Consider the following 25110-nt stretch of genomic DNA (forward strand, 5'->3'; position numbering starts at 1 on the left):
AATTTATAGGGAATAGTTATTATTAATTAATTGCGTGGTTTAAAAATACATTGAGCGGCTGTATTTTACCACATAGTGCTGCAATTTTTTTAGCAGCATCGGGCCGTGTAAGTTCATTGTCATCCAGATCGCGATAGGCAATAAAGCTTTTCAATTTCAGCAACTCTATGTTTTCGTTATTGGCATCATAGCCTTTTGGCAGGGTTTTTAACTTTTCTTGATCACGGAAATTGCCAAACAGCTTCTTAAATTCAGGGGTATCCACAATGGCAGTCAGGTCCGACGCATTGTAATCAATCTCTTGACGAATGGCTTTCAAGTGCTCATTTTCGGGCATCCAGTAGCCACCGGCAATAAATGATTTGCCTGCGGGCTCTATTTGCAGCCAGTAGCCAATCTCTTTTATCTTGTTTCGGGTAACGCGGCCGATAGCCATGTTGGTTTTATAAGGCGTTTTGTCTTTACTGAAACGAATATCGCGATAAATCCGCATCACGCATTTCTTCGGCTCTTGAGCAGCATCAACACTCGGGTCCAGTTTGCTAAGTTCCTGAATAAATTCGCGGGCAAACTCCACTACGTTTTCATGCGCAGCGTCAAAGCGATCTTTGTTGAGCTGAAACCACTCGCGGTTGTTATTTTCGGCTAAGTCAGTTAAAAATTGTAAAGTATCAGGCTTTATCATCAGTATCTAAATGCGGGTGATAATGCACTTTTGGCGATAACCAGTAAAGCAATATCACACGTGAATAACGATAATTGAACGGCGCTAATATAAAGCATCCGAGCAAAATTATAATTAAATATAACCAAGGCGAATCCATGTTGCCGGTAAGCACATAAGTAGCTACTGCTAAACTTACTGCTTGGGCTACATTTAACGCATAGCTTACATACATAGCCGCATAAAAGTAGCCGGGCTCAATCTCAAAATGAAATCCGCAGCGTGGGCAGTGTTCGTTCATTTTATTGCCGCCAATACTATAAGTGGCACCGGGAAACATTTTTCCGCGACGGCACTTAGGGCATCGCGACTGTACCATTGCCCGGAATTTGGGGGTAGTTGCCATGTGATAAAATTAAAAAGCATCCGTTTTTACCGGATGCTTGCCATTTAGTTTAAATGAAAGTTTTCTTTGCGCATGTTGATGTCTACATCTTTACGGCGGTATTTTTTGTACCAGATGTAACCTACCGCAGCAACTGCCAGATAGGGCGCAGCCAACAGGTACATAATGCCTTTGTTAATACCGCGGGTTTGTGTATTACCGTTTTTAACGCCGGCTTCGGCATTAGCGGTACACATGGCGCATTGGGCTTTTACGGGCTCAACACTTAATATCATCAATGCAGCAAAAAAGCTGAATACGAATAGTTTTAATGTTTTCATCTTGATGGTTACAAAGTTACCGATAAACATTTATTAAAAATTATAATACGGCGAAATCATCACGTAAACAATTACGCCCGTTACCGTTACGTACAACCATATCGGAAACGTCCACCTTACCAGCTTACGGTGCTTTTCTACCTGCATTTGTAAGCCTCTATAAAAGCTAAGTAATATTAACGGTAAAACACCGGCTGCCAGTATAATGTGTGTAATTAAAATGATGTAGTACACATAACGGATACTACCTGCCGCAGCTTTCTCTACAGCATCTAATTTACCGTCGCCATTTAAGTCGCCAAATCGTGTTTCGGGTGCCAACCAGTGAAAAGCAATGTAAGACACTAAAAATAAAGACGACAGTATAAACGCTAAAATATTAGTACGCTTATGCATGGCAACCTTGCCATGACGTATAAAGTATAGGGATATAATTAACAGTATACTGCATGTACCGTTAAATATGGCGTTTAATTTAGGCAAAAAATAAAGGGCACTTGATGGCACATCCGGCTTTGGCAACACCTTCATGCTAAGTATCACCACTACTAAAAATACAAAAACAGACACACCGGCTACAAAACGGAATATAAATTTATCGGAAACGTTCATGATTATAAATCGGGAGCTTTTATTTTTCGCAGTTCTTCAGCAATCTGCACTTTAATTTCATCGTTCAAGCGGGTGATATCGGCCTCTTTTGTACCGTCATAATAACCACGGATCCGCTTTTCCTGGTCAATTAAAATTAATCGGTTATCATAGACAAAGTCATTGTCTGATACTTTAACAGCGTTTACCAGAAAACCTTTACGAGCAATGCTATAAATGCTTGTAGTATCGCCTGATAGAAACATCCACTTGTTCGGTCGGGCTTTATACTGTTGCGCATAAGCCTTCAAAGTTTCTGGGGTATCACGTTCGGGATCTACGGTGATAGATACAAACTTTACCATCCTGTTTTTACCATAAGCATCAGCCAGGCGCTGCATGTTTTTGTTCATTACATCACAAACTGATGGGCAATGGCTGTAGAAGAAATTAACAATAAAAATTTTGTACTCAAAATCTTTTAAAGTTATCGGCTTACCTTCCTGATTGACCAACTTGAAATCGTCAAGCTTATGATAAATAGTATCGGGAATGTATGTACCATGAAATTTATGCCCGGTTTTAGCAACCTGCTTTGGCCCGTAAAACGGCAGTGGCTTATAACGATTTTTGCCTTTTACCGTTAGTAAATAATATAAAAATCCTGGTACTGCTAAAATGAGCACCAGGATTACAATCTTTTTTAAAGAAACTGAAAGTTTATTCATTAGAGCCTCAAATCCACCCAGTGATGGCTTTCATTGGTAAGCACCAAAATTAAACCGACAATAAAAATAACAGGAATACCTAAAGAATACATTAATCCTGGTTTTTCAAACTTTAAGTGCATGAAATAAGCCACGATCCAAAATGCCTTCCAGATAGTTAAACCTATATAAATAGGATTAGCAAAAGATAAAGGAAGAATACCTTTCGGTACCAATACCAAGGCAACAATAAATTCAACAACTGTTATACCTAACAGTATGAAAAATACCTGCCATATTTTTTTACGAGTCATGGTTTCATGCTCTGCATGGTCATGATGATCTGTATGTTGTGTTTCTGATGACATAATAAATATCAGATTAAATAATTATACTAAATAGAAGAAAGTAAACACGAATACCCAAACTAGGTCTACAAAGTGCCAGTACAGGCCAACTTTTTCAACCATCAGGTAGCTGCCGCGTCTGTCATAAGTACCAGCCAGTACATTCACCAAAATAATGATATTGATGATTACACCACTAAATACGTGGAAACCGTGGAAACCGGTAATAGTGAAGAACAAATTAGCAAATTGATGTGCATAAGTGGTAGATACAGGCTCACCTTCTCTGAAAACCTCTCTTAACGCATGCGCATCCGGTATTCTAGACCACCAGAAGCCTTCTTCGTGTAAGTGAGTCCATTCAAGCGCTTGGCAACCCAAAAACATGAAACCACCAATAATGGTAAGAATTAACCACATGGATACTTCTTTACGTGCACCACGATGACCGGCTTCTACACCTAATACCATGGTTACCGAGCTCATGATGAGGATAAACGTCATGATACCCACAAACACTAATGGAGCACCGTGCTCAATCATGCCGGGAACGGACTGAAATACAAGGTCGGCAGCAGGCCAGCTGGATGAGCTGAAACGCAATGCGCCGTAGGCAATTAATAAAGATGAGAAAGTAAACGCATCTGATAACAGGAAAAACCACATCATCATTTTGCCATATTCTACCGAAAACGGCGATCTTCCGCCCGACCAGGGCGTTGTTTTCACTTCATCAATAGGTGATGTAACAGCTGTTGTACTCATTTGTACTTAAAATAGATTGTTAATTCTGGTTCAAAAGTAAAAAAACATAGAGATAAATCCATATAATATCGACAAAATGCCAAAAAATAGACCCCATCTCCATCCGGAACAAATTTATAGCCTGAGGGGTATTCCGGTATGTACCCACCAAACTTATTATCAGTAACACCAAACCCGCCAAAATGTGTAGCAGGTGCATGCCCGAAAATACATAAATAAAGGATTGCGATGCATTAGGATTACTAAAGTAAACGCCCATACGGAAGGTAAGGATATACCAGCCATATATCTGTGCAATTAGGAATATGATACCTAGTACAAAGGTAGCCCACAAAAAAGTACGCTGTTTGGCAACCTGCAACCTCCTGGCTGCCTGCGATGCCAGAAACATGGTTACGCTGCTTAATACAATAGCTGCCGTACTAAACATGAACACCTGCGGCATAATTACATTAAGCGCATGACCTTTACCTCCGCTGTACACAATGAATGCACTGGTAAGCGCGGCAAAAAACATAAATGAGGTGAATATAAATATCCACATATTAAAACGCCGGGGCGTTAGGTTAAGTTTATTTTTATCTTGCTGTATCTGTGCCATAAATTACTTTCCTACAAAATCAAACAAAAACATTAATTGTACTACCGGCAAATACAAAAACGAACCAAACATTAATTGCCGCGCCGCACTGATTTCACGAGTACGCATCAGCATAAATGCTTGATACAAAAAGATAAGGCTACATACCAATGAAACACCGCCTATATAATAACCACCGTATCCGTAAAACGTTGGCAGTAAACTTACCGGCAACAATATTAATGTAGATATAAATGTGATTACCGCACTTGTTGTGTCTCGTTTGCCGGTAGGCAATAAACGGAACCCAGCCAGTTTGTAATCATCATCTAATACCCACGCAATAGCCCAGAAATGCGGAAACTGCCAGACAAACTGGATAAAGAAAACAATCAAGGCAATCTCATCTAATTTGGGATGGGCTGCAATGTAACCAATCATAGTAGGTAGCGCACCTGGTATAGCACCCACGAAGACCGATATAGGCGACTTTTGCTTCAACGGTGTATAAGCAAACGCATAAAGGATGATGGCAAAAATGGATAAGAACCCGGTGAAAAGATTAAGGCTACCTAACAAGTAGGTACCGCCGAAGCCCATAAACAAACTTAGTATTAATGCCTGCCCGTTAGTCATGCGGCCGGCGGGTAGCGGGCGGTCAGACGTACGTTTCATCAGGCGGTCCAGGTCTTTCTCAATAATCTCGTTGAAACCGTTAGCTGCACCGGTAATCAAGAAGCCGCCAATTATTAATTTCGCCCAATTGATCCAGTTGATCCCCTCTTGAGTGCCTAACTGTATGTTTACTTTGCTACCTATCAAAAATGTGATAGAAGCCGAAAAGACGACCAAAAAGGTTAATCGGAATTTAATTAACTTAATAAAATCCTTCCAAATCATGCCCGCACCTCCACATAGTTAGCCGAACGATATAAGTTCAGCAATAGATAAACCTGAGCACCAAATATAAGACTGGCCAGCACAATATGCGACGCTTGCGCAACCGGTGGTAACGCGAAATACGATAAGGCAATACCGGTAACAATTTGCAGCATTATCATCAAAAAGATAAAGCTCATGATTTGCTGATGAATAGAATGGCGGCTAAAGTTTTTTCGGATAAGCGCATATAACATAACGTTTAAAACTAATACCAACAAAGCCGAATCGCGGTGACTGGTAAAAATCTGCCCTGCACCTTCAACCCATTTACCCCGCTCCTGGCCTTGATAATGGCCTGCTACTTGATCAACCTGCTCACGAACCTCTGTTCCAAACGTAATTTGAATTAAGCTTAATATTACTACTGCGGCTGCAAGAAAACCGATAAATGGCTTAACAGTTAAACGTGGCTTGCCGTGTACTTTTGCCAAATGATAAGTGTAGATAGATAAGGCTAATATAACTAAGGCCAAAATCATGTGTACTGTCACAATCCAGGCAACCAGATTAGTGGAAACTACTATTGATCCCAACCACGCTTGAAAAGCAACCAGAACAAGATTAATAAGACTTAGAACGGGAATCCATATATTGTCTTTACGATAGCTGAACGCATAAACAGCAGTAAGTAATAAGAACAATCCCGACAAGGCACCTATCAAACGATTAATATATTCTGTCCAGGTACGGGCCGCATTAAATTCTTCAGGCAGTAATATAGATTTATCCTGACGAATACGGGTAGCCAGATCACTATAGCCAAATACATCGAGTGTTTTTGCAAAGCGCATATTTTTAGCAGTACGCTTGGCCACATAAGCCTGCTTGTAATCCGCTGGTAATTCCGTAACATCTGTAGGTGGAATATAACGGCCAAAACACTTAGGCCAATCCGGGCATCCCATGCCCGACCCACTGCTACGCACTACCCCACCGGCCAGTATCAAAACAAATAACAAAACAATGGTGATAAGGTTAATCTTCCGAAAGTTTGCTTTTGCTGTTGTTATACTCATTTACTTGTTGTAAAAAAATAGGGTATCTGTTTTGGAAAAGCTTTCCGGTACAGATACCCTAACAGAATCAGATCAGAAAGAAGCTTATTTTACTTCTTCGTTAGACTTTTGGGTATTTACCCAATTTTTATGCTCTTCTAAACCAACAGGATTATCTTCAAAATCATGTGGAAGGTTAGATGTCAATGTCTGAGAGAATGGCACATCCTGCGGAATGAAATCTGTATCATGACCCGGTTTGCTGTAGTCATAAGGCCAACGGTATACGGTTGGAATTTCGCCTGGCCAGTTACCGTGAATATGTTCAACCGGAGTAGTCCATTCCAGAGTAGTTGACTCCCAAGGATTTTGTGTTGCTTTTTTACCGAAGAAGATTGAGTAAAAGAAGTTAACCAGGAATGCAACTTGTGCCAGTGCAGACATGATAGCCGCCCAGGTAACAAAGGTGTTCACAGAAACCCATTGTTTCAATGATTCAATCTCGGTGAATGAATAGTAACGACGTGGTACACCATCCAAACCCATAAAGTGCATAGGGAAGAATACGAGGTAAGCACCAATGAATGTTAACCAGAAGTGAAGGTAACCTAATTTTTCGCCAATCATACGGCCAAACATTTTAGGGAACCAGTGGTAGACACCAGCCAACATACCGAATATCGCAGCCGAACCCATTACCAAGTGGAAGTGAGCTACTACAAAGTAAGTATCATGTAAGTTGATATCCAAGGCAGCGTTACCCAAGAAAATACCTGTTAAACCACCAGAGATGAAGAATGATACGAAACCAATAGAGAATAACATGGCCGGCGTGAAACGGATATTACCGCGCCAAAGCGTTGCTAGCCAGTTAAACGTCTTAACCGCCGATGGAACCGCAATAATCAACGTCGTAATCATGAAAACACCGCCCAGGAACGGGTTCATACCCGTAACGAACATGTGGTGGCCCCATACGATGAACGATAATACAGTGATACCAATTAAAGAGTAAACCATTGCATGGTAACCAAAGATAGGCTTACGTGAGTTGGTAGCCATTACCTCAGAAACCAGACCCATTGCAGGCATAATTACAATGTACACCTCAGGGTGACCCAAGAACCAGAATAAGTGTTGGAACAGAATCGGGCTACCACCTTCAAACGACATTTGCTGATTGTTGATCACGATATCAGACAAATAGAAGCTTGTGCCGAAGCTACGGTCAAATATTAACAGTACCACACCAGCAACTAATACCGGGAATGCCAACAAACCTAAAACGGCAGTTAGGAAGAAAGCCCATATCGTTAACGGCATTTTCCACAGATCCATACCTTTAGTACGCATGTTTAAGATAGTACTGATATAGTTGATACCACCCATCAGCTGAGAAGCGATGAAGAACACCATACTAATCAGCCACAACGTCATACCTTCACCAGAACCCGGCATTGCTTTAGGCAAAGCAGACAACGGCGGATAGATCGTCCATCCCGGACCGGCAGGACCTTTTTGTACAAAGAATGAACCCATCATGATAACGCTGGCGATAAAGAAGAACCAGTATGACAGCATGTTCATAAATGGCGACGCCATATCGCGAGCACCCAGTTGGTATGGAATCAGTAAGTTACTGAATGTACCGCTCAAACCGGCAGTTAACACAAAGAACACCATGATGGTACCGTGTATAGTTACCAGCGACAAGTAAAAGTTGGTATCCAATCGTCCGCCCGGTGCAAAACGACCTAATAAAGTTTCCAATAAAGGAAATGCTTTGTCAGGGTAAGCTAACTGGATACGGAACAGGATAGAAAGGATCATGGCTATAACCGCCATGATGATACCCGTTATCAAAAACTGACGGGCGATCATTTTGTGATCCTGGCTGAAAATGTATTTGGTCAGGAAAGTTTCGTTATGGTGATGTTCGTGATCATGATCATGATGCGCAACCCCGTGACTCTGAACTTGTAATGTTGACATAATCGCTAATCTTGATTAATTGTTAGAAGCTAAACTATTTTGTAATTGGCTTTTTTGGTAAGCCGGGTTATCAGCCAGCTTCAAATCCTTTTTTAATTGTTCGCTCAAGTATGGCTTTTGGCGTAACAACCAATTTTGATACTCGGCCTCGGTAACAACCATTACCAACTTTTGCATGTTGTAATGGCTACCACCGCAAATTTTGTTGCAATACAAGTGATAGTTAAAGTCGGGTTGATCTAAACGTGTACGCATTTCGGCGGTAGTAATGGTTGGCGTAAACTTGAAGTAAGTTGGCAAACCAGGTACAGCGTTCATTTGCACACGGAAGTTTGGCATATACACACTATGAATAACATCTTGTGCTATGATATTTAAACGTACTGATTTATTGACCGGTAACATTAAAGTGTCAACTTTCAAGTCGTCAAAGCTATTTCTGTCTTTAAAATTAACGCCCATTACATTGCTACCAGTTACTAATTTATAATCTTTAGTACCTAATTTACCGTCACGTCCCGGATAACGGAGCTCCCATGCAAACTGGTGGCCAGTAACGTCAACATTGATTGACGCTGGTTCACCTTTAGCATCAACAGAATTAGTTATTCTTCTCCAGGCGAAGAAACCGAATACTACTAACACAGTCAAAACAACTGCAGGAACAATAGTCCAGATTTTCTCAATAGTATTGTTGTGTGGCAGATAGTAAGCCTTGCGTTTTTTGGACTCACGATACTTGAAAACAAAGAAGAACAATAGGAATTGCGTAATGAAAAATACAATTAAAGTAATAACTGTGGTGGTCCAAAACATATGGTCCATTGTCACACCATGTATAGATGCCGGTTCTGGCAATATCATGGCGCCATGAACGGTAAAGGAATAAATTACGCCTATTAAACCTAATACCAAAAAGGCTATGAATCCAACACCCATCATGTTGTTCCAGTTAAGTCCTTTTTTACCCTGCATTTGCAGCGTCAAATCATATACCCGCAAAATTTTGCCGATTACAGCAACAACCACGCAGGCAATTAAGAACAGAGCCACATAGTAAGCAACTGATAACCACATGCCCGCTGTTTGAGCAGATGTGTCACCGCTGCTGGTAGCTGTAACGTTTGAGCTCTGAGCCATCAGCATGCTAGTGCCGGACAGCGTCATCACCGCAAACAGCGATAAAAACTTTTTATAATTTATTAAATTTTTGAATCCCATTGTATCTTTTATTTCGGTATTCTAATGATTTACAAAGGTAGCAATTATTATATGTGATGGTGCAGACTCTCGTCAACAAATGGGTGCTTAGCTGGAATGAGGGACTTGAATTTACTTAATGCTGTTAACATGATTAAAGTAAATAAACCTGCAAATCCGGCGAAGATAGCCATATCTTGTACGAACTCTACCAAATCAAACATATGTTCCTTTTCGATGGTACCTGGCATGATCATCAAATAGTAATCTAACCAGTGACCAATGATGATGATGATACAAGCCAATTTCATTCTGTTTAATGAACGTTTGTCATCATTTTTCATTAACAGGAATAATGGTGCCACGAAGTTTAAACCTATGTTTAGCCAGAACCACCATTTGTATTGCGGCTCCCAACGTTTGTAGAAGTAAACAGTTTCTTCAGGAATGTTAGCATACCAAGTCAGGAAGAATTGTGCAAACCATACATAAGTCCAGAAGATAGAAAAACCGAAGATCAGTTTACCTAAATCCTGCATGTGGCTTTCATTCACCCATGAGAAATAACCGTTTTGTTTTAAGATGATCAGCGTTAAAGCTATTACTGCTAAACCACTCACGTGTACGGCAGCCAAATTGTACCAACCAAACATGGTAGAGAACCAATGTGCTTCTAAAGACATGATGGTACCAAAAGCATAAATAGGGAAAGTGAATCCAAATACTACCAGGAATATAGCAGAAATTTTGAAGCTTTTGTTATAGTTGAACATACCGCCAACTTCATCTTCGTTGTTCGAATAGTCAACCAGTAATTTACCAAAGAAGGTATAAAGACCTAATAAAATAATCAAGGTTCCGAAGAAGAATGGAACGTTTAAGAACGCTGATTTACCAGTGATAATCGCATCATAGTTCTCAGATTTGGGATCGGTTAAACCTGGAGTAGCCCAATGTGCATACAAGTAAGGTGCCATTACCTTTTTACCTTCTTCAACAATTTCGTGTTTTACCAGCAAACCGGCAACCACGATAACCGCTAAGATAACTGACGCGATACCTAATGTACGGGCAAAAGCTTGTGGTATACGTAAAAAACTTACAGACCAGCCCGCTTGCGCTACATAATTATAAGCCAGGAAAAATACTCCGGCTACACATACGCCCACAAAATAGTAGCTACCTAACAATAAGTTTGAAAAAGTATTTTGTATGCCGTGCTCGCCTCCGATGAAACCAAATAGTATGCCCAACACACCTAGTACAATACCTATGAGGCTGTAAGTTTTGGCTTTGCCACCAAATTCAAAACGTTCGTCGAAACTATGTTGATGATGAGTGCTCATTCAAATAAAAATTATAAAGTTTGTAAATGGTGAACATACATTACTACTTTCCAGCGCTCTTCTGGCGATAACTGGGATGCATATGAGCCCATTGCGTTTACACCGTAAGTAATAGTATGATAAATTTTGCCATCTGTTAAATCTTTCATGGCGCCACCGCGTGAAGACGTACCTTTTGAGTATGAAGGCGGAGCAGGATAACCATGTTGTACAACAGTACCATCACCTTGCCCGGTTAAGCCGTGACATGGAGAACAGAAGTGTTCAAACAATAATTTTCCTTCGGCATAAGTGCCTCTGTTGTTCAACAGTGGGTTGGTCACCTCGGTGCTGGCCAAATCATAACCGGCACGAGTGTTTGGATAATCAAAGCGGGTGAACCCAACAGGCACAGTTCCCGGAGGAGGCAGCTGAGCAGTTTTTCCGTCTTTGAAATTTGAATTTTTCTGATCGTATTCAGGGGCGATATGCTCATACATATTTGGTGCATATTGCCAGCCAGTGCTACGTTTATCATTGCAGGATGTAGCTACAACCGCTGCAGCAATAGTAATAATCGTTGCACCAAATATTTTTATTTTATTCATAGCTAACATATTTCCTTTCGTTATGCTTAATTTCAACAGCACCGGCTTCTTTAAGCAGGCGGGTTATATCGTCATGCGGTGTATTACCTTTTGCACTGATAGCGATCACAAAGCGATCATCTGTAGCTCTTAAGTCCATTACGCGAGGTGCACGGCCCGGAAATAAGTGTGTAGCGAAGAAGAAGGTTAACACCATGCCAAATGCGGTGAACAAGATAGTCCACTCAAAGGTAAAGGGCACAAAGTTTGGCATAGCAAAGTTTGGTTTACCACCAATGTTCATTGGCCAATCGTGTACCAAAGTGTAATACACAATGCTGAAAATTACCGTAGCGCCAAGGCAGCCAAAGCAAAATGCAGCGTAACCCAATCTTGATTCTTTAACGCCTAATTTAGCCTCAATACCGTGAATAGGCATTGGTGTATACACATCATAAATAGGAACGCTATTTTTTTGAAGCTTAGAGATGCCGTCCAACATCAGGTCCGGATCATCAAAACAACCTAATATATATTTAGTACTGCTCATGGTTATGCTTTTTGGTATTGGGTTAAATCAACACTGTCATATTTCTCTAACGACTCTTTGTAGTACTTCGCCTGCTCAGGGTCAAGATGGTTGGTATCCAACAGCTTTTTCTTAGATTGCTCACTAGCTGTTTTAACCAGTAGTTTTACCTCGGCCATGGCAACAGATGGTAATACGCGTAAGAATAATAGGAACATGGTAAAGAACAAACCAATTGAACCTACGAAGATACCAACGTCAACCCAGGTAGGATAGAACATAACCCAGCTAGACGGCAAGAAGTCGCGGTGCAAAGAAGTTACGATGATTACGAAACGCTCGAACCACATACCGATGTTTACGATAATAGATAATACCCATGACAACTGGATGTTGGTACGGATTTTACTAGACCAAAACAGCTGTGGTGTAATTACGTTACAAGTCATCATACTCCAGTATGCCCACCAGTATGGACCGGTTGAACGGTTGATGAATGCATATTGCTCGTATTCAACACCAGAATACCAAGCAATGAAGAACTCAGTGATATAAGCCACACCCACAATAGAACCAGTTAACAAGATAATCTTGTTCATCGATTCAATGTGGAACATGGTAATGTAGTTTTCTAAACCTAATACTTTACGTACAATTAACAACAGGGTTTGTACCATTGCAAAACCTGAGAAAATCGCACCTGCAACGAAATACGGCGGGAAGATGGTAGTGTGCCATCCTGGCTCCAAAGAGGTCGCAAAGTCAAAAGATACGATAGTATGTACCGAAAGTACCAGCGGTGTAGAGATACCGGCCAAAATTAATGACACGGTTTCAAAACGCTGCCAGGTTTTTACCGAACCAGTCCAGCCAAAAGATAAAATAGAGTAGATTCTGCGACGTAAACCTGTGGCGCGGTCACGAATGCTGGCGATATCTGGTAATAAACCAGTATACCAAAACACTAACGATACCGAGAAGTAAGTTGAAATCGCAAACACGTCCATCATCAATGCCGAGTTCCAGTCAACCCACAGTACGTATTGGTTGGGAAGTGGTAAAGTCCAATATGCTAACCACGGACGGCCCATGTGACCGAAGATATACGTGGCGGCGCAGACTACTGCGAAAATTGTCATCGCCTCGGCCGAACGGTTGATGGAGTTACGCCAGTTTTGGCGGAACAGTAACAATACAGCCGAAATCAATGTACCGGCGTGACCAATACCTACCCACCATACGAAACCGGTGATATCCCATGCCCAACCTACGGTTTTATTTAAGCCCCATTCGCCAACACCGAACCAAAAGGTCCAGCTGATACAAAATAGCCAAATTGATGCGCCCATAGACGCTAAGCCGAAGCCGATCCACCAGGCTAAGTTGGGTTTATTTTCTACAGGGGCTAATACTTCGTTAGTAATTTGGGCGTAGGTAATATTTTTGCCCGTAATTAACGGTTCCCTGATTATTGCTTCACTGTGAGATGCCATATATTATAATCTCTTGTAAAAATTTAAGCCTCTTGTTCAGTTCTGTTTCTAACTTTTGCCTGGTAACCGATACCCGGTTTCACGTTCAACTCTTCCAAAACGTAGTAAGTTCTTTCGCTTTGTAAAGCTTTGTAAACTTCTGAATTTTTATCGTTTTTGTTACCGAAGATGATTGCATTTGCAGGGCAGGTTTGCTGACAAGCCACTTTGATCTCACCATCCTGCAACGGACGTTTCTCGATTTTAGCTTTCAGTTTGCCGGCTTGGATACGTTGTACACACATTGTACATTTTTCCATCACACCACGGAAACGGGTGGTAACATCAGGATTCAATACTAATTCAGTATAGTCGTTTTGCAGGTAGTTCTCGAAACGTGAATCGTTCCAGTAATTGAACCAGTTGAAACGGCGTACTTTGTACGGACAGTTGTTAGCACAGTAACGAGTACCTACGCAACGGTTGTAGGTCATCTGGTTTAAACCTTCAGATGAGTGGGTAGTAGCTAATACCGGACATACTGTTTCACAAGGAGCGTGATCGCAGTGCTGGCAAAGCATTGGTTGGAATACTACTGATACGTCATCAATGTTTTCCAGTTTATCTATTTCTTTTTCGCGGGTTACTACTTCGCTGCCTTCATTAAAGCTGTAGTAACGGTCAATACGGATCCAATGCATCTCACGACGACGACGAACCTCGTCACGACCAACAACCGGAATGTTATTCTCTACGTTACAAGCCACCACACAAGCACCGCAACCGGTACAAGCGTTCAGGTCGATAGCCATAACCCAGTCATACTGCGGACGATCATACTCATCCCATAAGCTGTAGGTTTTGTGCTCTTCGCCTTTGCCGGTAGCTTCTTCCGGATTTTTTAAGTATTCTTTTAAAGTCGTTTCGCGGATAACGTTACGACCTTCGTATGAGTGGTGCGTTTGAGTTTGGGCTAAAATTATTTTATCGCCACCTAATGCTTTAATGCTGGCTACAGAGTTGCCTTGGAAAGTACCATTAGCTAAGCTTACGAATGGAAATGCATTTTTACCAACACCATCACCAACCTTACCAGATTTTGTACGGCCGTAACCTACCGCAATAGCAATAGTGTTTTGTGCCTGACCTGGCTGGAATAAAATTGGCAATTCAGCTTTGTACAATTCGTTAGATACTTCAACCAAATCACCTTCTTCAAGGTTCATTTCTTTTGCGGTTTTTGGCGAAATAGCTACATAGTTGTCCCAAGTGACTTTAGATACCGGATCAGGTAACTCCTGCAACCATGGGTTATTAGCATGTTTACCATCACGCACGGTATTGCTTTCATATACTTGCAACTCCAGTTTATCATTACCACCAGTTGCTTTACTGCTTTGGCTTAAAATGGTTTGCGCAACAGCGTTTAAATCGCGGCTAAACGTGTAAGTGCCAGCTGGTTTATCGGCAGCTTTAACAAAACCGGTTTGCATTAAGGTTTCCCAGCCACCTTGACCAGCTAAACCGCCTAACGGCAATAACTTGGTGTTCCAGGTATTACGTACGTAGGTGTAGTAATCTTTAACCGGATTGTTACCCCAAATCAGTAAGCTTTGCTCGGCCTGACGAGTATCATATACAGTGTTGATGGTTGGCTGAATTAGAGTATAATAACCTTCTACAGCATTTTCATCACCCCATGATTCTAAATAATGGCTGTTTGGCGCAACAATGTTACATTCAGCAGCAGTTTCATCGTTGTAATCAGCAAAAGAAACTTTCAGACGAACTTTTTTCAAAGCATCAACAAAAGCGCTGCTTTGATAGTAGTTATAAACCGGGTTGGCTTTCAGGAAAAATACCGCACCGACTTCGCCACGTTTCATTTCGTTTACAAAGTCTACCATCTCGGCATCATTACCTTTGTATTGGTATGATGGGTTATCCAAATCGATAGTAGTACCGTAGCTGCCCAACAACGAGTTGATAGCATTAACCAGTACCTGAACGGCTACATCATTGCTACCAGCTACTACTAAAGCGCGGCCTTTTGCAGCAACTAATTCTTTAGCAGCTAAAGTAACTGCAGTTTGAGCAGCTTTATTGGATAACTGTTTTGAGCCAGGTAAAGTAGTGCCCGAAATAGCGTTATATAGATTGATCAGTGCTACACCTTCTTCAGATGGTTTAATGGTAACACGCGTATCGGCATTACTACCAGTTAAGCTCATGCGGCTTTCAAACTGGATATGACGAGACATCTTTTTACCTTCTAACGCTTCGTGGCTACGGTTAGACACATACTGACGCATATGCTCAGCCTGTGAAATCCATGGGCCTAAAAAGTCGGCGCCAAAGCTTGCAATAACGTCGGCACGTTCAAAGTGGTAACGTGGCAATACGGCCTTACCGAAGCTGTTTTGGTTAGCCTGAATGATACCGGTAAATGATACGGCATCATAGTTAATATGTTTTGCACCTGGGTAAGCTGCAATAAAATCATTGATAACGCCTTGTGTAGACGGGCTGTTAACAGTTGAAGTTACGATACGGATTTTTTTACCGGAAGCCTGGATAGCTGCCAGCTCTGCACGTACAAAATTGTCAACCTCTGTCCATGAAGTGTCGCCGTTATCTTGCAGCGGTCCTTTCAAACGGGTTGCATTGTATAAATCTAAAATTGAGGCTTGTACCTGCGCATCAACACCGCCTTTTCCTAAAACATCGCCGGGGTTACCTTCAATTTTAATAGGGCGGCCTTCGCGGGTCTTAACCAATATAGCATGTCCATTGTAGCTAGATACATAGAAGTTAGCTACACCTGGAGTTACTTCTTCGGGCTTAATTAAGTATGGGATAGATTTATGAACAGGTGCTTTTTGACACGCCGCTAAAGATACTGCACCAATACCAAAACCCAGTGTTTTCAAGAAATCACGACGGGGGGTTCTGCCCTCCAGACCTTTTCCGCTCAAAATATCCTCAATCGGAATAGGCTCGGCAAACTCATGTTTGTTTGACTCAACAAACTCCGGGGTATTGTTCAGTTCTTCTAAACCTTTCCAGTATTTTTTGTTGCTTTCCATTTAAGCTATATAAACTATGTTGCTAAGTTTTTAATTAATTAATAGTGGCATTTAGCACACTCTAAACCACCCAGTGCAGCAGCAGTAACCTTCTCACCGCGTTTCAAACGGTCGTGAACCTGAACCATTTGATCATAGTAAGTGTTGTTTTTGTAGTTGGTTTCTGTGCGTTTGTGACACTGGATACACCATTTCATAGTCAGCGGTGAATATTGGTAAACCTCTTTCATGGTTTGTATCGGACCGTGACAAGCCTGACATTTGATGCCTGCTACTTTAACGTGTTGTGAGTGGTTGAAGTAAGCAAAGTCTGGCAGGTTGTGAATACGTACCCACTGAATAGGACGAGCCTTAGTGGTATCGTATTTCTGTGTTTGTGGATCGTAACCTAACGCGTCATAAATTTTGTGAATTTCCGGCGACTCGGTTTTAACTACCTTGTGACAGTTCATACACACGTTTAATGACGGGATAGTAGCGTTTTTGCCTTTGTATGCACTAGAGTGACAGTACTGACAGTTGATTTTCATTACACCAGCGTGCAACTCGTGTGAGTAAGCAATTGGTTGTTTTGGCTGATAACCCTGGTGTACGTTGGTATTCCACATGGTTACCCAGCTCCAGCTGCCCATGGCAACAGTACCAGCCAATATGAAGAAGAAAACTAACTTCTTGTTCTTAGCCAGTCTTTTCACGGTAGCCAGTCTGTCAACTGCAACTTCTTCAACTTCCGGCTCTAATTCGTCAGCAGGTAAGTTTTTGCGGTTTAACACCAAACGCTCTAATGTACCGATAGCTTTATTCAGTACCAGGATAACAATTAGTGCTACGATGATTACACCAATCAAGCCGAATACTAACGTGTTGCTTGGACCAGTTTCGGCAACAGCAGCACCAGGAGCACCGGCCACAGGAGTAGATTGCATTTTCTTATACTCGGTACGAACGTAGGTAATAATGTTAGCCACATCACCGTCACTCAGGTTGGTGAACACGTTCATGCCAGCCTGATTGTATTCGTTGTAGATTGCTAAAGCTTTTTTGTCTTTAGCAGCAATCAGCGCCTGGTTGTTCTGAATCCATTTGGTTAACCACTTGTCATCAGTTTCAGAAGTAATGGCTGGACCCAGTGCCGGACCGGTTAAACGTTGGTCTAATTTGTGACATGAGGTACAGTTTGCTTTATACAACGCTTCACCTTTAGCCGCATCACCCTGCGCATGGGCAGTTAACCCCATGGCGGCAAAGCCTGCTACAAGTAAAACCGACCTAGAAAACTGTTTAAGAATCAATGAGATATTTCTCATAAAGTGTATTTATGCTAAATAATTTATGTTTTTGATAATAACACCACTGGAAAAAGCATAGGAAACCCGTCTTTTTTCAGTCCACAAAAGTAAAATTTTATAAACTATGGCTGACAAATTAATGACACGAACTTCTAATTTATAATCGTTCTAAACAAATCATAAAAAAGCCCTTAAACATCTCTTTAAGGGCTTTTTCGATATAAGTGTATAAAATACGTCTTAACAACCCATTTGCAGGTTTGTATATAACATTTATTGTTTTAATACCCAGGCGAATATCAGTGGTGCTACAATAGTAGCGTCAGACTCCACTATAAACTTCGGGGTATCAATATCCAGTTTACCCCAAGTAATCTTTTCATTTGGCACCGCACCAGAATACGAACCGTATGAAGTAGTCGAGTCGGATATCTGGCAGAAATAGCTCCAGAATGGAATATTTTCCATTTCCATATCCTGATACAGCATAGGCACTACGCAAATCGGGAAGTCGCCGGCAATACCACCGCCAATTTGGAAAAAGCCGATACCTTTACCTTCTGAGTTTTTCACGTACCAATCAGCCAACCAAGCCATGTACTCAATACCACTTTTCATGGTTGACGCTTTGATTTGGTTTTTGATTACGTAAGATGCAAAGATGTTACCCATCGTAGAATCTTCCCAACCTGGTACTACGATAGGCAGATTTTTTTGTGCAGCCGCAAGCATCCATGAGTTAGCCGGATCAATTTCATAGTATTGTTCCAGTTCGCCGCTCAATAAAATTTTGTACATAAACTCGTGCGGAAAGAAACGCTCGCCTTTGTCATCCGCATCTTTCCAAATTTGGTAGATATGTTTTTGTAAACGACGAAATGCTTCTTCTTCCGGAATACATGTATCCGTTACACGGTTATAGTGGTTCTCTAACAAATCCCATTCGTCTTGCGGACTCAGGTCGCGGTAGTTAGGTACGCGTTTGTAGTGTGAGTGGGCTACCAAGTTCATGATATCTTCTTCCAGGTTAGCACCAGTACAGCTGATAATGGCAATTTTATCCTGACGGATCATTTCGGCCAGCGAAATACCCAACTCGGCAGTACTCATTGCACCGGCCAGGGTTACCATCATTTTACCACCTTCCAGCAGGTGAGTTTCATAGCCTTTAGCAGCATCCATTAATGCCGCCGCATTAAAATGGCGATAATTTTTCTCAATAAACTGAGATATAGGTCCTCTTGTAATGCTCATCAATTCAATCAATTAAAAATCAGGCGCAAAAGTAGGAATTTTGATTGAATTTAGGACGTTTAGGGTTAAGTTTGATTATGGATGGAGTGTAATAATTAGCGAGGATGTTTTGTTCCTGCTGTCACTTACTTTTATTCTTCGTTAGGACATGGATGTGATTTAACCACAACCTGTGGAAGTTACTTTCTTTTTTACCGCAAAAAAGAAAGTAACCAAAGAAAAAGCTCTCGGCCGCACCTTCTTTATACTCTGGGTAGTTCCAGTACTTAAGTCAGTAGCTACCGAAAGAAGCTGAATGCCGATTCTTTTTTGTCTAAGTTGTTCTGGCTAGTGCTTTTGTTGAATAAGCATATAAAGGAAATAAAAAGAAGCGTAAAGGCCCGCTGTTGCGCCCGGGCCAGCGATGGCCTTGCGGGCAGAGAGGTGATCGCAACAGCTAGGCTTTTATTCACTTTGTTGTTTTGCTTTTTAGTGGTGTTCATGAGATCGCTGCGCTAAGTTTTGGTTCTTATGTAGCTATGACAAAAGAACTAGCCCCTGCGGCAATGAGCAGACGATGTTAGTTTAATGGCACTAATGTATGTTAACCTCAAGCATTAGCCAAACACACAATAACACAGGCTAAACTTCCACTTATCAACATTACAAACAATACCTCTACATTTGCATTTATACAGCCGTCTGCCTTTACATGAAAAAATACACCTTATTTATATATATCCTGCTACTAAGTATGCTGAGCGCACAAGCTCAGCCTAAATTTTTACCAAAATTTGTGCGCAAGATGCTGTTTGAAAAAGACAGCAGTCGCAGCGCCAGTTTCTTTTTGCTGCCTGTGGTAAGTTCGGCCCCCGAAACGGGTTTGGAAGTAGGTGCATCCACTTTGTATTCATTTTATACCGATAAGACAGACAAAAGCACCAGGGTGTCTAACATTTTTGCCTATGGTACCTTAACAACCGAAGGTCAGCAGCGGGTGAGTTTGAGTACTAGCTACTGGCTGCCGCAAAACCGATATCACTACCTGGCCGGTATCAGCTTTATTAATTTCCCTTTCAATTTTTATGGCATTGGTAACGATACCCGCAAGGCCGACGAAGAACGCATTGGTGAGAAACGCCTGAAAATAAATTTTACCGGCGAAAAGCGCTTGAGCAAGTACCTATATGCTGGTTATGTATTAGGCGGTTTAGATTACCGATATAATATCATGAACACGGGCAAAAGCTTTGAAGCCCAAATACCAGCGCAAGACCGTAACGGCGGCGCTAGCATATACGCCGGCCCTACCCTTACCTTTGATACCCGAAACAATAATACTTACACCACAAAAGGCTTTATCATCAACACGTATTTAAATGTGATGCACGGCCTGTTTGGTGATAACAATTACAAAGGCAGTTTTTTTGACTTTGAATATGCGCAGTTTATTCCCCTGCAAAAACGACTGGTGCTAGGTATTAACTTTCAAGAACAAAGCTTACTTGGCAACCAAACCCCATTTTATTTACTGCCCGAACTGGGTAATGACGAAATGATGCGGGGGTATTATAACGGTCGTTATCGAGACCGTAACATGATTGCCGCCCAAACCGAACTGCGTTATCGCCTAAGCGACCGCTTGGGGATAGCAGCGTTTGCCGGAACAGGCACTGTGTTCCACAACAGTTTCCGTTTTAATAAACTGAAGCCTAATTACGGCGGTGGCCTCCGCTACTTTTTTGATACCGAAAAAGGCTTAAGTATGCGCGTAGATTATGGTATTGGCGAGAAACGCCCCGGTGAGCCTCGCCAAAGTGGATTTTACATGAGCTTGGGCGAAGCGTTTTAATTCTGTCAAAAACGAATCAGAAAGTCTTCGCGAGTTTGCCCTTGCCTAAAATATATCAGTGTAAACCAAAACAGATCAACCGTAACGGTAACTTGCGGATGTGCTTTAATTGCTTTCCAAACTTGCTCATTAGTGGTTCGCTGGTGCAGATTCTTGATTATCAATGATGAATGAGTATTTGTATAAGCAAGGCATTGTTCAAAAACGTTCCATAAATTTCCAGTAGTTTTAGCTGCGTCAATAAATAGCAGTGCAGCTTTACCTGTAACTGGTTGCTCCGCTGGCAAATATTGGATCGCATCAGGAGCAGCTTGCTCAAGAATGCGTTGATCTGCCATACTCACCCTACCTAATAACAGAATGCTTTGTGGCATGATATCTGACACCAAACGGTATAATAATTTCTGATTGCGCGACAGGCGTTTGTCAGGATTAATTAAGTTTTGGATATCCTGGTATACTTTTTTGTCCCGGAAATCGTAAATTACTTTGTCAACCATTCGGTATACAAAAGGCGAGTGCAGGCCGTGCCGGTTTATGGCTTTAAAACGATGTAAAAGATACCGGACTGCAAACTTTAAGCTAAACATGGTTGTAAAAGTAGATAAAGCTTTACTATTTTGAAGAAAGAGGAAAGTATGATTAACGAAGCTGAGATAAATTCATTAATACGATTATTAGACGATCCGGACAGGGAAATTTTTGAGCATGTACATGATAAACTACTAAGCTATGGCGCCCCGGCTGTAGAATATCTGGAAAGCGCATGGGAAAACGCCTTTGACCCCATACAGCAGGATCGTATTGCCAACCTGGTGCACGAAATACAATTTAGCATGGTTAAAAACGAACTGGAACTTTGGTACCAGGGCGGTTCATTTGACCTGCTACGCGGCGTACTTATTATCAATAAATATCAGTATCCGGATTTAGACGAACAAAAAGTTATCAACCAAATTGAAGCCATTAAGCGCGACATATGGATGCAGATGATGTTTGAAGGTAGTCCGTCTGATCAGGTAAAGTTAATTAACCACGTATTTTATAATATATACGGATTTAGCGGCAACACTACCAATCATCAGGATCCGCAAAACAGCTACATCAGCCAGGTACTGGAAACCAAAAAAGGCAACCAGATATCTTTGGCTACCATTTATTCCGTAATTGCACAACGTCTGGACATCCCTATCTACGGTGTTAATTTGCCTCAACATTTTATATTGGCCTATCTGGACGAATCGGTTAAAACTGAATTTGAAAGCGGTGTGCTGTTTTACATCAATGCGTTTAATAAAGGCTTCATTTTTGGACGACGTGATGTGGACATGTTTCTGAAACAACTAAACTTGACGATAGATAAGAAGTTTTATGAACCTTGCTCCAACGAAGATATTGTACGTCGGGTATTACGTAATTTGATTAGCTCGTATGAGCAGCTGGGTTCTATGGAAAAGGTTCGTGAGTTGACAGAGCTGTTGCAGATATTGGGGTAAAGCAGCAATTGAGTTTATGCTAAATTTTTAATTAAATTTAGGCAACCTTTTACGCATGCCTAAATTTAATGTTATTCTTCTGTTTTTAGTTCTTAGCCGGATACACGTTGCAGGCCAGCCAAGCACGTTAAAAAAAGATTGTGAAGCCATAAATCAGATAAATACAGCAATAACAAACGGCACTTTATCTAAAAGCGCCGCCGCTAAACAATTTAAGACGCTTATTAAACGCGTTAAAGCTGAATGTCACTTTGTGGCTAAGACGCCTTGGACTTTTCCACTGGCTAGTTACGATTACAAAGCTATTGGCGGCACAAACGGCAGTGGATACTCGGCTGTTGGCTATCATTATTTGGATGGTAACGAACATTCAGCACATCCTGCTCATGATATTTTTATTCACGATACCGATCAAAATAGTCTTGATGACCGCACTCAAAAACCGGTTGATGTATTGGCTGTAACCAACGGCGTGGTAATAGCCTGCGAAAACCAGTGGCAAACCGGCAGTAGTCTGCGCGGCGGCAAATATATCTGGCTATATCACCCACAACTAAATATTGTAACTTACTATGCGCATAATAGCACCATTTTGGTAACGCCCGGAGATGTGGTTAAACAAGGCCAAAAGATAGCAGAAGCGGGCCGTACAGGATTCAATGCTTACAAAAAGCGCTCGCCCACGCATCTGCATTTTTCAGCGTTCAAGCTCGCTGGTGATATGCCCATGCCCTATAACCCTTATACTGTACTAACTCAAGCCAAATCAGAATGAAAACCAACCTTACCTTACTTATTACACTTTTACTAACAGCGTTCACTAAAAAAGAAACGGTTATAAGCCGGTTCCAGACACCTTTAAATTACCAGCACCTAACCACCACATCCGGAAGTTTTGGCAATTGGCTACAAAACCTTCCTCTCAAACCGGCAGGCACCCATACCCGTACCTATCGTGGCAATATTGCAGCAACCGATGCCTATACAGCTGCTATAGTGAACCTAAGTATTGGCAAGCAAGATTTACAGCAATGTGCTGACGCTGTTATACGCTTAAGAGCAGAATATCTATATCAGAAAAAAGATTATCAGCATATCCACTTTAATTTTACCAGTGGCTTTAATTGCGATTTCATTCATTACGCTAATGGGTATCGTTACCAACAAAATGGCACCTGGAAACTGCAAGGCAAAAAAGATTACAGTTACAACAACTTTTTGCGATACCTGAACTTAGTATTTTCTTACGCAGGCACATTATCATTAGAAAAAGAATTAAAGCCGGTTAATAACGCTGCTGACTTGCAAATTGGTGATGTATTTATTAAAGGAGGTTCACCAGGGCATTGCTTCATCGTTGTAGACGTAGCACGCAATAAGGCCGGTCAAAAGCAGTTTTTGCTAGCTCAAAGTTTCATGCCTGCGCAAAACATACAAATACTACAGCAAAGCATTTCACCTTGGTTTAGCTTAAATAAACCTAAAAATATTCCGTACGGTGAACTGATAAATCCGATGTATTTAAAACGGTTTGATTAAAATAATTTTTACTTACTCAACCATCCATTGGCCGCCATCCAATTTATACAACGCTCAAACCACTGATCTGTCGTGGTTTTGTTATTTAAACCAAATCCATGCCCTCCTGCTTGATATAGGTGTAATTCGGCTTTAACGCCGGCCTTGGTAAGGGCTTCGTAAAATAATACGCTGTTTAATACCGGCACCGTTTTATCATCCTGTGTATGCACCAAAAAAGCTGGCGGTGTATTGCTGGTTACCTGTTTCTCGTTCGAGTATAAGTTGACTTGCTCGGGCGTAGCTGTTTTACCAATCAGGTTTTCTTTAGAACCGCTATGTGTTAATTCGCCCATGGTGATAACTGGGTAAATTAGTGCCATAAAATCGGGGCGAAGATTAACGCCTTCTTTATTATCAATTACAGCTTTAACATAATGCGTACCCAAGGTTGACGCTAAATGACCGCCTGCCGAAAAACCAATGATACCCACTTTACCGGGATTGATATTCCATTCAGCAGCGTGCTGGCGCACCAGTTGAATAGCACGTTGTGCATCCTGCAGCGGACCAATGGAACGATCATCCATGACACGATCATCCGGCAAACGATATTTAAGCACGAAAGCTGTGATACCTGCGTCGGCAAATTTTTGCGCTACATCATACCCCTCGTGATTAATGGCTAAACCGGCATATGCCCCACCCGGTATTACGATGATAGCCACACCATTGGCTTTCCCCTTTTCGGGCAAAAACGGTGTAAGTGAGGGTTGAGTAACTTTGGTAATCCATCCGTTACCATTTTTTTCAATATAATCAGCCGGCGCTGGTTTGCTATTAGGAACGTTTTTTGAATATAGGTTAATGGGTTGTAGCTTTTGTGCGTAGCTGGTGACACCTGCAAAGAGCATAGCCAAGGCAGCTAATTTTATTTTCATCATAGGTAGTGCAGTTGGTTCTTATACAACAATTATATCAAAAGTATCAGAAACCACCATACAAAAGCAAATGCATGCACTGCAATTACAGATTTACCAAAATTTCGCTTAACGTAATTAAATATACTCTTCACAAACAGCACAAGAGAAACCGGCCCGAAAAGAAAACAGGAAAAGAAATCGAGATTAGGCGTGCAAGGCCCGGATTTAAAAGCCGGAAGGAAATTGAATAATACAATTATCCCTCCGGCTATTAAATATATGAGTATGGTT

Annotated in this window: 26 protein-coding genes; 4 read left to right on the forward strand and 22 right to left on the reverse strand. The window is 41.5% G+C overall.

The window, feature by feature from the left end; translation table 11 throughout:
- Positions 1-22: 22 nt before the first annotated feature.
- From GPM24_RS02770 to GPM24_RS02865, 20 genes are all read right to left on the reverse strand, one after another.
- The gene (locus tag GPM24_RS02770; protein WP_158825209.1) at positions 23-685 is read right to left on the reverse strand and encodes a DUF2461 domain-containing protein; all 663 of its coding nucleotides are present in this window, start codon (positions 683-685) and stop codon (positions 23-25) included.
- The gene (locus GPM24_RS02775; RefSeq protein WP_158825210.1) at positions 672-1070 is read right to left on the reverse strand and encodes a DUF983 domain-containing protein; all 399 of its coding nucleotides are present in this window, start codon (positions 1068-1070) and stop codon (positions 672-674) included. The genes GPM24_RS02770 and GPM24_RS02775 overlap by 14 nt, the downstream gene beginning before the upstream one ends.
- Positions 1071-1114: 44 nt before the next feature.
- Positions 1115-1390, reverse strand: a complete 276-nt coding sequence (locus tag GPM24_RS02780) for a hypothetical protein (protein ID WP_158825211.1) — start codon at positions 1388-1390, stop codon at positions 1115-1117.
- A gap of 33 nt (positions 1391-1423) precedes the next feature.
- The gene (locus GPM24_RS02785; protein ID WP_158825212.1) at positions 1424-2002 is read right to left on the reverse strand and encodes a DUF420 domain-containing protein; all 579 of its coding nucleotides are present in this window, start codon (positions 2000-2002) and stop codon (positions 1424-1426) included.
- Between the two features lie 2 nt (positions 2003-2004).
- Positions 2005-2709, reverse strand: a complete 705-nt coding sequence (locus GPM24_RS02790; RefSeq protein ID WP_158825213.1) for an SCO family protein — start codon at positions 2707-2709, stop codon at positions 2005-2007.
- Positions 2709-3056: a cytochrome C oxidase subunit IV family protein gene (locus tag GPM24_RS02795; protein WP_158825214.1), complete on the reverse strand. Its 348-nt coding sequence runs from the start codon at positions 3054-3056 to the stop codon at positions 2709-2711. Before GPM24_RS02795 ends, GPM24_RS02790 begins: the two co-directional genes overlap by 1 nt.
- 21 nt (positions 3057-3077) lie before the next feature.
- A complete protein-coding gene (locus GPM24_RS02800) occupies positions 3078-3800 on the reverse strand; it encodes a cytochrome c oxidase subunit 3 (RefSeq protein ID WP_158825215.1) in 723 nt (240 codons plus the stop codon).
- 19 nt (positions 3801-3819) lie between these two features.
- On the reverse strand, positions 3820-4401 hold the full coding sequence (locus tag GPM24_RS02805; protein WP_158825216.1) for a cytochrome c oxidase subunit 3: 582 nt from the start codon (positions 4399-4401) through the stop codon (positions 3820-3822).
- Between the two features lie 3 nt (positions 4402-4404).
- Complete coding sequence (cyoE, locus tag GPM24_RS02810) at positions 4405-5280, reverse strand: heme o synthase (protein ID WP_158825217.1); 876 nt, start codon at positions 5278-5280, stop codon at positions 4405-4407.
- On the reverse strand, positions 5277-6338 hold the full coding sequence (locus GPM24_RS02815; protein WP_158825218.1) for a COX15/CtaA family protein: 1062 nt from the start codon (positions 6336-6338) through the stop codon (positions 5277-5279). The genes cyoE and GPM24_RS02815 overlap by 4 nt, the downstream gene beginning before the upstream one ends.
- A gap of 84 nt (positions 6339-6422) precedes the next feature.
- Positions 6423-8309: a cytochrome c oxidase subunit I gene (locus tag GPM24_RS02820; RefSeq protein ID WP_158825219.1), complete on the reverse strand. Its 1887-nt coding sequence runs from the start codon at positions 8307-8309 to the stop codon at positions 6423-6425.
- 15 nt (positions 8310-8324) lie between these two features.
- Positions 8325-9530: a cytochrome c oxidase subunit II gene (locus GPM24_RS02825; protein ID WP_158825220.1), complete on the reverse strand. Its 1206-nt coding sequence runs from the start codon at positions 9528-9530 to the stop codon at positions 8325-8327.
- A 47-nt stretch (positions 9531-9577) separates the two neighbouring features.
- Positions 9578-10855: a quinol:cytochrome C oxidoreductase gene (locus GPM24_RS02830; protein WP_158825221.1), complete on the reverse strand. Its 1278-nt coding sequence runs from the start codon at positions 10853-10855 to the stop codon at positions 9578-9580.
- 11 nt (positions 10856-10866) lie between these two features.
- Positions 10867-11442 carry a c-type cytochrome gene (locus GPM24_RS02835; protein WP_369409672.1) on the reverse strand — a complete coding sequence of 192 codons (576 nt, stop codon included), beginning with the start codon at positions 11440-11442 and terminating at the stop codon, positions 10867-10869.
- Complete coding sequence (locus tag GPM24_RS02840; RefSeq protein ID WP_158825223.1) at positions 11435-11971, reverse strand: DUF3341 domain-containing protein; 537 nt, start codon at positions 11969-11971, stop codon at positions 11435-11437. Before GPM24_RS02840 ends, GPM24_RS02835 begins: the two co-directional genes overlap by 8 nt.
- A 2-nt stretch (positions 11972-11973) precedes the next feature.
- Positions 11974-13443 (reverse strand): NrfD/PsrC family molybdoenzyme membrane anchor subunit, encoded by a 1470-nt coding sequence (gene nrfD, locus GPM24_RS02845; RefSeq protein ID WP_158825224.1) that lies wholly within the window; start codon positions 13441-13443, stop codon positions 11974-11976.
- Between the two features lie 23 nt (positions 13444-13466).
- On the reverse strand, positions 13467-16508 hold the full coding sequence (locus GPM24_RS02850) for a TAT-variant-translocated molybdopterin oxidoreductase (RefSeq protein ID WP_158825225.1): 3042 nt from the start codon (positions 16506-16508) through the stop codon (positions 13467-13469).
- Positions 16509-16546: 38 nt separating this feature from the next.
- Positions 16547-17815: a c-type cytochrome gene (locus GPM24_RS02855; protein WP_158825226.1), complete on the reverse strand. Its 1269-nt coding sequence runs from the start codon at positions 17813-17815 to the stop codon at positions 16547-16549.
- Positions 17816-18070: 255 nt separating this feature from the next.
- Positions 18071-19051 carry a deoxyhypusine synthase family protein gene (locus GPM24_RS02860; RefSeq protein ID WP_158825227.1) on the reverse strand — a complete coding sequence of 327 codons (981 nt, stop codon included), beginning with the start codon at positions 19049-19051 and terminating at the stop codon, positions 18071-18073.
- Positions 19052-19329: 278 nt separating this feature from the next.
- Positions 19330-19533: a hypothetical protein gene (locus tag GPM24_RS02865; RefSeq protein ID WP_158825228.1), complete on the reverse strand. Its 204-nt coding sequence runs from the start codon at positions 19531-19533 to the stop codon at positions 19330-19332.
- Positions 19534-19742: 209 nt separating this feature from the next.
- Here GPM24_RS02865 and GPM24_RS02870 point away from each other — a divergent pair, with 209 nt between their 5' ends.
- Positions 19743-20882, forward strand: a complete 1140-nt coding sequence (locus GPM24_RS02870; protein ID WP_158825229.1) for a BamA/TamA family outer membrane protein — start codon at positions 19743-19745, stop codon at positions 20880-20882.
- A gap of 5 nt (positions 20883-20887) precedes the next feature.
- Here the strand turns inward: GPM24_RS02870 and GPM24_RS02875 are convergent, their stop codons facing one another.
- Entirely contained in the window at positions 20888-21472 is a 585-nt protein-coding gene (locus tag GPM24_RS02875) for a hypothetical protein (RefSeq protein ID WP_158825230.1), read from the reverse strand.
- A 48-nt stretch (positions 21473-21520) separates the two neighbouring features.
- Here GPM24_RS02875 and GPM24_RS02880 point away from each other — a divergent pair, with 48 nt between their 5' ends.
- From GPM24_RS02880 to GPM24_RS02890, 3 genes are read left to right on the forward strand one after another with little or no spacing between them, the layout of a single operon-like run.
- Positions 21521-22378 (forward strand): transglutaminase-like domain-containing protein, encoded by an 858-nt coding sequence (locus tag GPM24_RS02880; RefSeq protein WP_158825231.1) that lies wholly within the window; start codon positions 21521-21523, stop codon positions 22376-22378.
- A 55-nt stretch (positions 22379-22433) separates the two neighbouring features.
- Positions 22434-23153 carry a M23 family metallopeptidase gene (locus GPM24_RS02885; RefSeq protein WP_158825232.1) on the forward strand — a complete coding sequence of 240 codons (720 nt, stop codon included), beginning with the start codon at positions 22434-22436 and terminating at the stop codon, positions 23151-23153.
- On the forward strand, positions 23150-23917 hold the full coding sequence (locus tag GPM24_RS02890) for a DUF4846 domain-containing protein (RefSeq protein WP_158825233.1): 768 nt from the start codon (positions 23150-23152) through the stop codon (positions 23915-23917). The genes GPM24_RS02885 and GPM24_RS02890 overlap by 4 nt, the downstream gene beginning before the upstream one ends.
- Before the next feature lie 8 nt (positions 23918-23925).
- On the opposite strand, the gene GPM24_RS02895 is transcribed toward GPM24_RS02890, so the two are convergent.
- Positions 23926-24840 (reverse strand): alpha/beta hydrolase, encoded by a 915-nt coding sequence (locus GPM24_RS02895; protein WP_158825234.1) that lies wholly within the window; start codon positions 24838-24840, stop codon positions 23926-23928.
- Positions 24841-25110 lie beyond the last annotated feature (270 nt).

This window comes from Mucilaginibacter lacusdianchii (assembly GCF_009770985.1).
GTDB lineage: Bacteria > Bacteroidota > Bacteroidia > Sphingobacteriales > Sphingobacteriaceae > Mucilaginibacter > Mucilaginibacter lacusdianchii.

What these genes read in the sequence shown, in the direction of transcription:
- GPM24_RS02770 (WP_158825209.1), bottom strand. Translation starts at nt 685, where the DNA reads ATGATAAAGCCTGATACTTTACAATTTTTAACTGACTTAGCCGAAAAT.
- GPM24_RS02775 (WP_158825210.1), bottom strand. Translation starts at nt 1,070, where the DNA reads ATGGCAACTACCCCCAAATTCCGGGCAATGGTACAGTCGCGATGCCCT.
- GPM24_RS02780 (WP_158825211.1), bottom strand. Translation starts at nt 1,390, where the DNA reads ATGAAAACATTAAAACTATTCGTATTCAGCTTTTTTGCTGCATTGATG.
- GPM24_RS02785 (WP_158825212.1), bottom strand. Translation starts at nt 2,002, where the DNA reads ATGAACGTTTCCGATAAATTTATATTCCGTTTTGTAGCCGGTGTGTCT.
- GPM24_RS02790 (WP_158825213.1), bottom strand. Translation starts at nt 2,709, where the DNA reads ATGAATAAACTTTCAGTTTCTTTAAAAAAGATTGTAATCCTGGTGCTC.
- GPM24_RS02795 (WP_158825214.1), bottom strand. Translation starts at nt 3,056, where the DNA reads ATGTCATCAGAAACACAACATACAGATCATCATGACCATGCAGAGCAT.
- GPM24_RS02800 (WP_158825215.1), bottom strand. Translation starts at nt 3,800, where the DNA reads ATGAGTACAACAGCTGTTACATCACCTATTGATGAAGTGAAAACAACG.
- GPM24_RS02805 (WP_158825216.1), bottom strand. Translation starts at nt 4,401, where the DNA reads ATGGCACAGATACAGCAAGATAAAAATAAACTTAACCTAACGCCCCGG.
- cyoE (WP_158825217.1), bottom strand. Translation starts at nt 5,280, where the DNA reads ATGATTTGGAAGGATTTTATTAAGTTAATTAAATTCCGATTAACCTTT.
- GPM24_RS02815 (WP_158825218.1), bottom strand. Translation starts at nt 6,338, where the DNA reads ATGAGTATAACAACAGCAAAAGCAAACTTTCGGAAGATTAACCTTATC.
- GPM24_RS02820 (WP_158825219.1), bottom strand. Translation starts at nt 8,309, where the DNA reads ATGTCAACATTACAAGTTCAGAGTCACGGGGTTGCGCATCATGATCAT.
- GPM24_RS02825 (WP_158825220.1), bottom strand. Translation starts at nt 9,530, where the DNA reads ATGGGATTCAAAAATTTAATAAATTATAAAAAGTTTTTATCGCTGTTT.
- GPM24_RS02830 (WP_158825221.1), bottom strand. Translation starts at nt 10,855, where the DNA reads ATGAGCACTCATCATCAACATAGTTTCGACGAACGTTTTGAATTTGGT.
- GPM24_RS02835 (WP_369409672.1), bottom strand. Translation starts at nt 11,442, where the DNA reads ATGAATAAAATAAAAATATTTGGTGCAACGATTATTACTATTGCTGCA.
- GPM24_RS02840 (WP_158825223.1), bottom strand. Translation starts at nt 11,971, where the DNA reads ATGAGCAGTACTAAATATATATTAGGTTGTTTTGATGATCCGGACCTG.
- nrfD (WP_158825224.1), bottom strand. Translation starts at nt 13,443, where the DNA reads ATGGCATCTCACAGTGAAGCAATAATCAGGGAACCGTTAATTACGGGC.
- GPM24_RS02850 (WP_158825225.1), bottom strand. Translation starts at nt 16,508, where the DNA reads ATGGAAAGCAACAAAAAATACTGGAAAGGTTTAGAAGAACTGAACAAT.
- GPM24_RS02855 (WP_158825226.1), bottom strand. Translation starts at nt 17,815, where the DNA reads ATGAGAAATATCTCATTGATTCTTAAACAGTTTTCTAGGTCGGTTTTA.
- GPM24_RS02860 (WP_158825227.1), bottom strand. Translation starts at nt 19,051, where the DNA reads ATGAGCATTACAAGAGGACCTATATCTCAGTTTATTGAGAAAAATTAT.
- GPM24_RS02865 (WP_158825228.1), bottom strand. Translation starts at nt 19,533, where the DNA reads ATGAACACCACTAAAAAGCAAAACAACAAAGTGAATAAAAGCCTAGCT.
- GPM24_RS02870 (WP_158825229.1), top strand. Translation starts at nt 19,743, where the DNA reads ATGAAAAAATACACCTTATTTATATATATCCTGCTACTAAGTATGCTG.
- GPM24_RS02875 (WP_158825230.1), bottom strand. Translation starts at nt 21,472, where the DNA reads ATGTTTAGCTTAAAGTTTGCAGTCCGGTATCTTTTACATCGTTTTAAA.
- GPM24_RS02880 (WP_158825231.1), top strand. Translation starts at nt 21,521, where the DNA reads ATGATTAACGAAGCTGAGATAAATTCATTAATACGATTATTAGACGAT.
- GPM24_RS02885 (WP_158825232.1), top strand. Translation starts at nt 22,434, where the DNA reads ATGCCTAAATTTAATGTTATTCTTCTGTTTTTAGTTCTTAGCCGGATA.
- GPM24_RS02890 (WP_158825233.1), top strand. Translation starts at nt 23,150, where the DNA reads ATGAAAACCAACCTTACCTTACTTATTACACTTTTACTAACAGCGTTC.
- GPM24_RS02895 (WP_158825234.1), bottom strand. Translation starts at nt 24,840, where the DNA reads ATGATGAAAATAAAATTAGCTGCCTTGGCTATGCTCTTTGCAGGTGTC.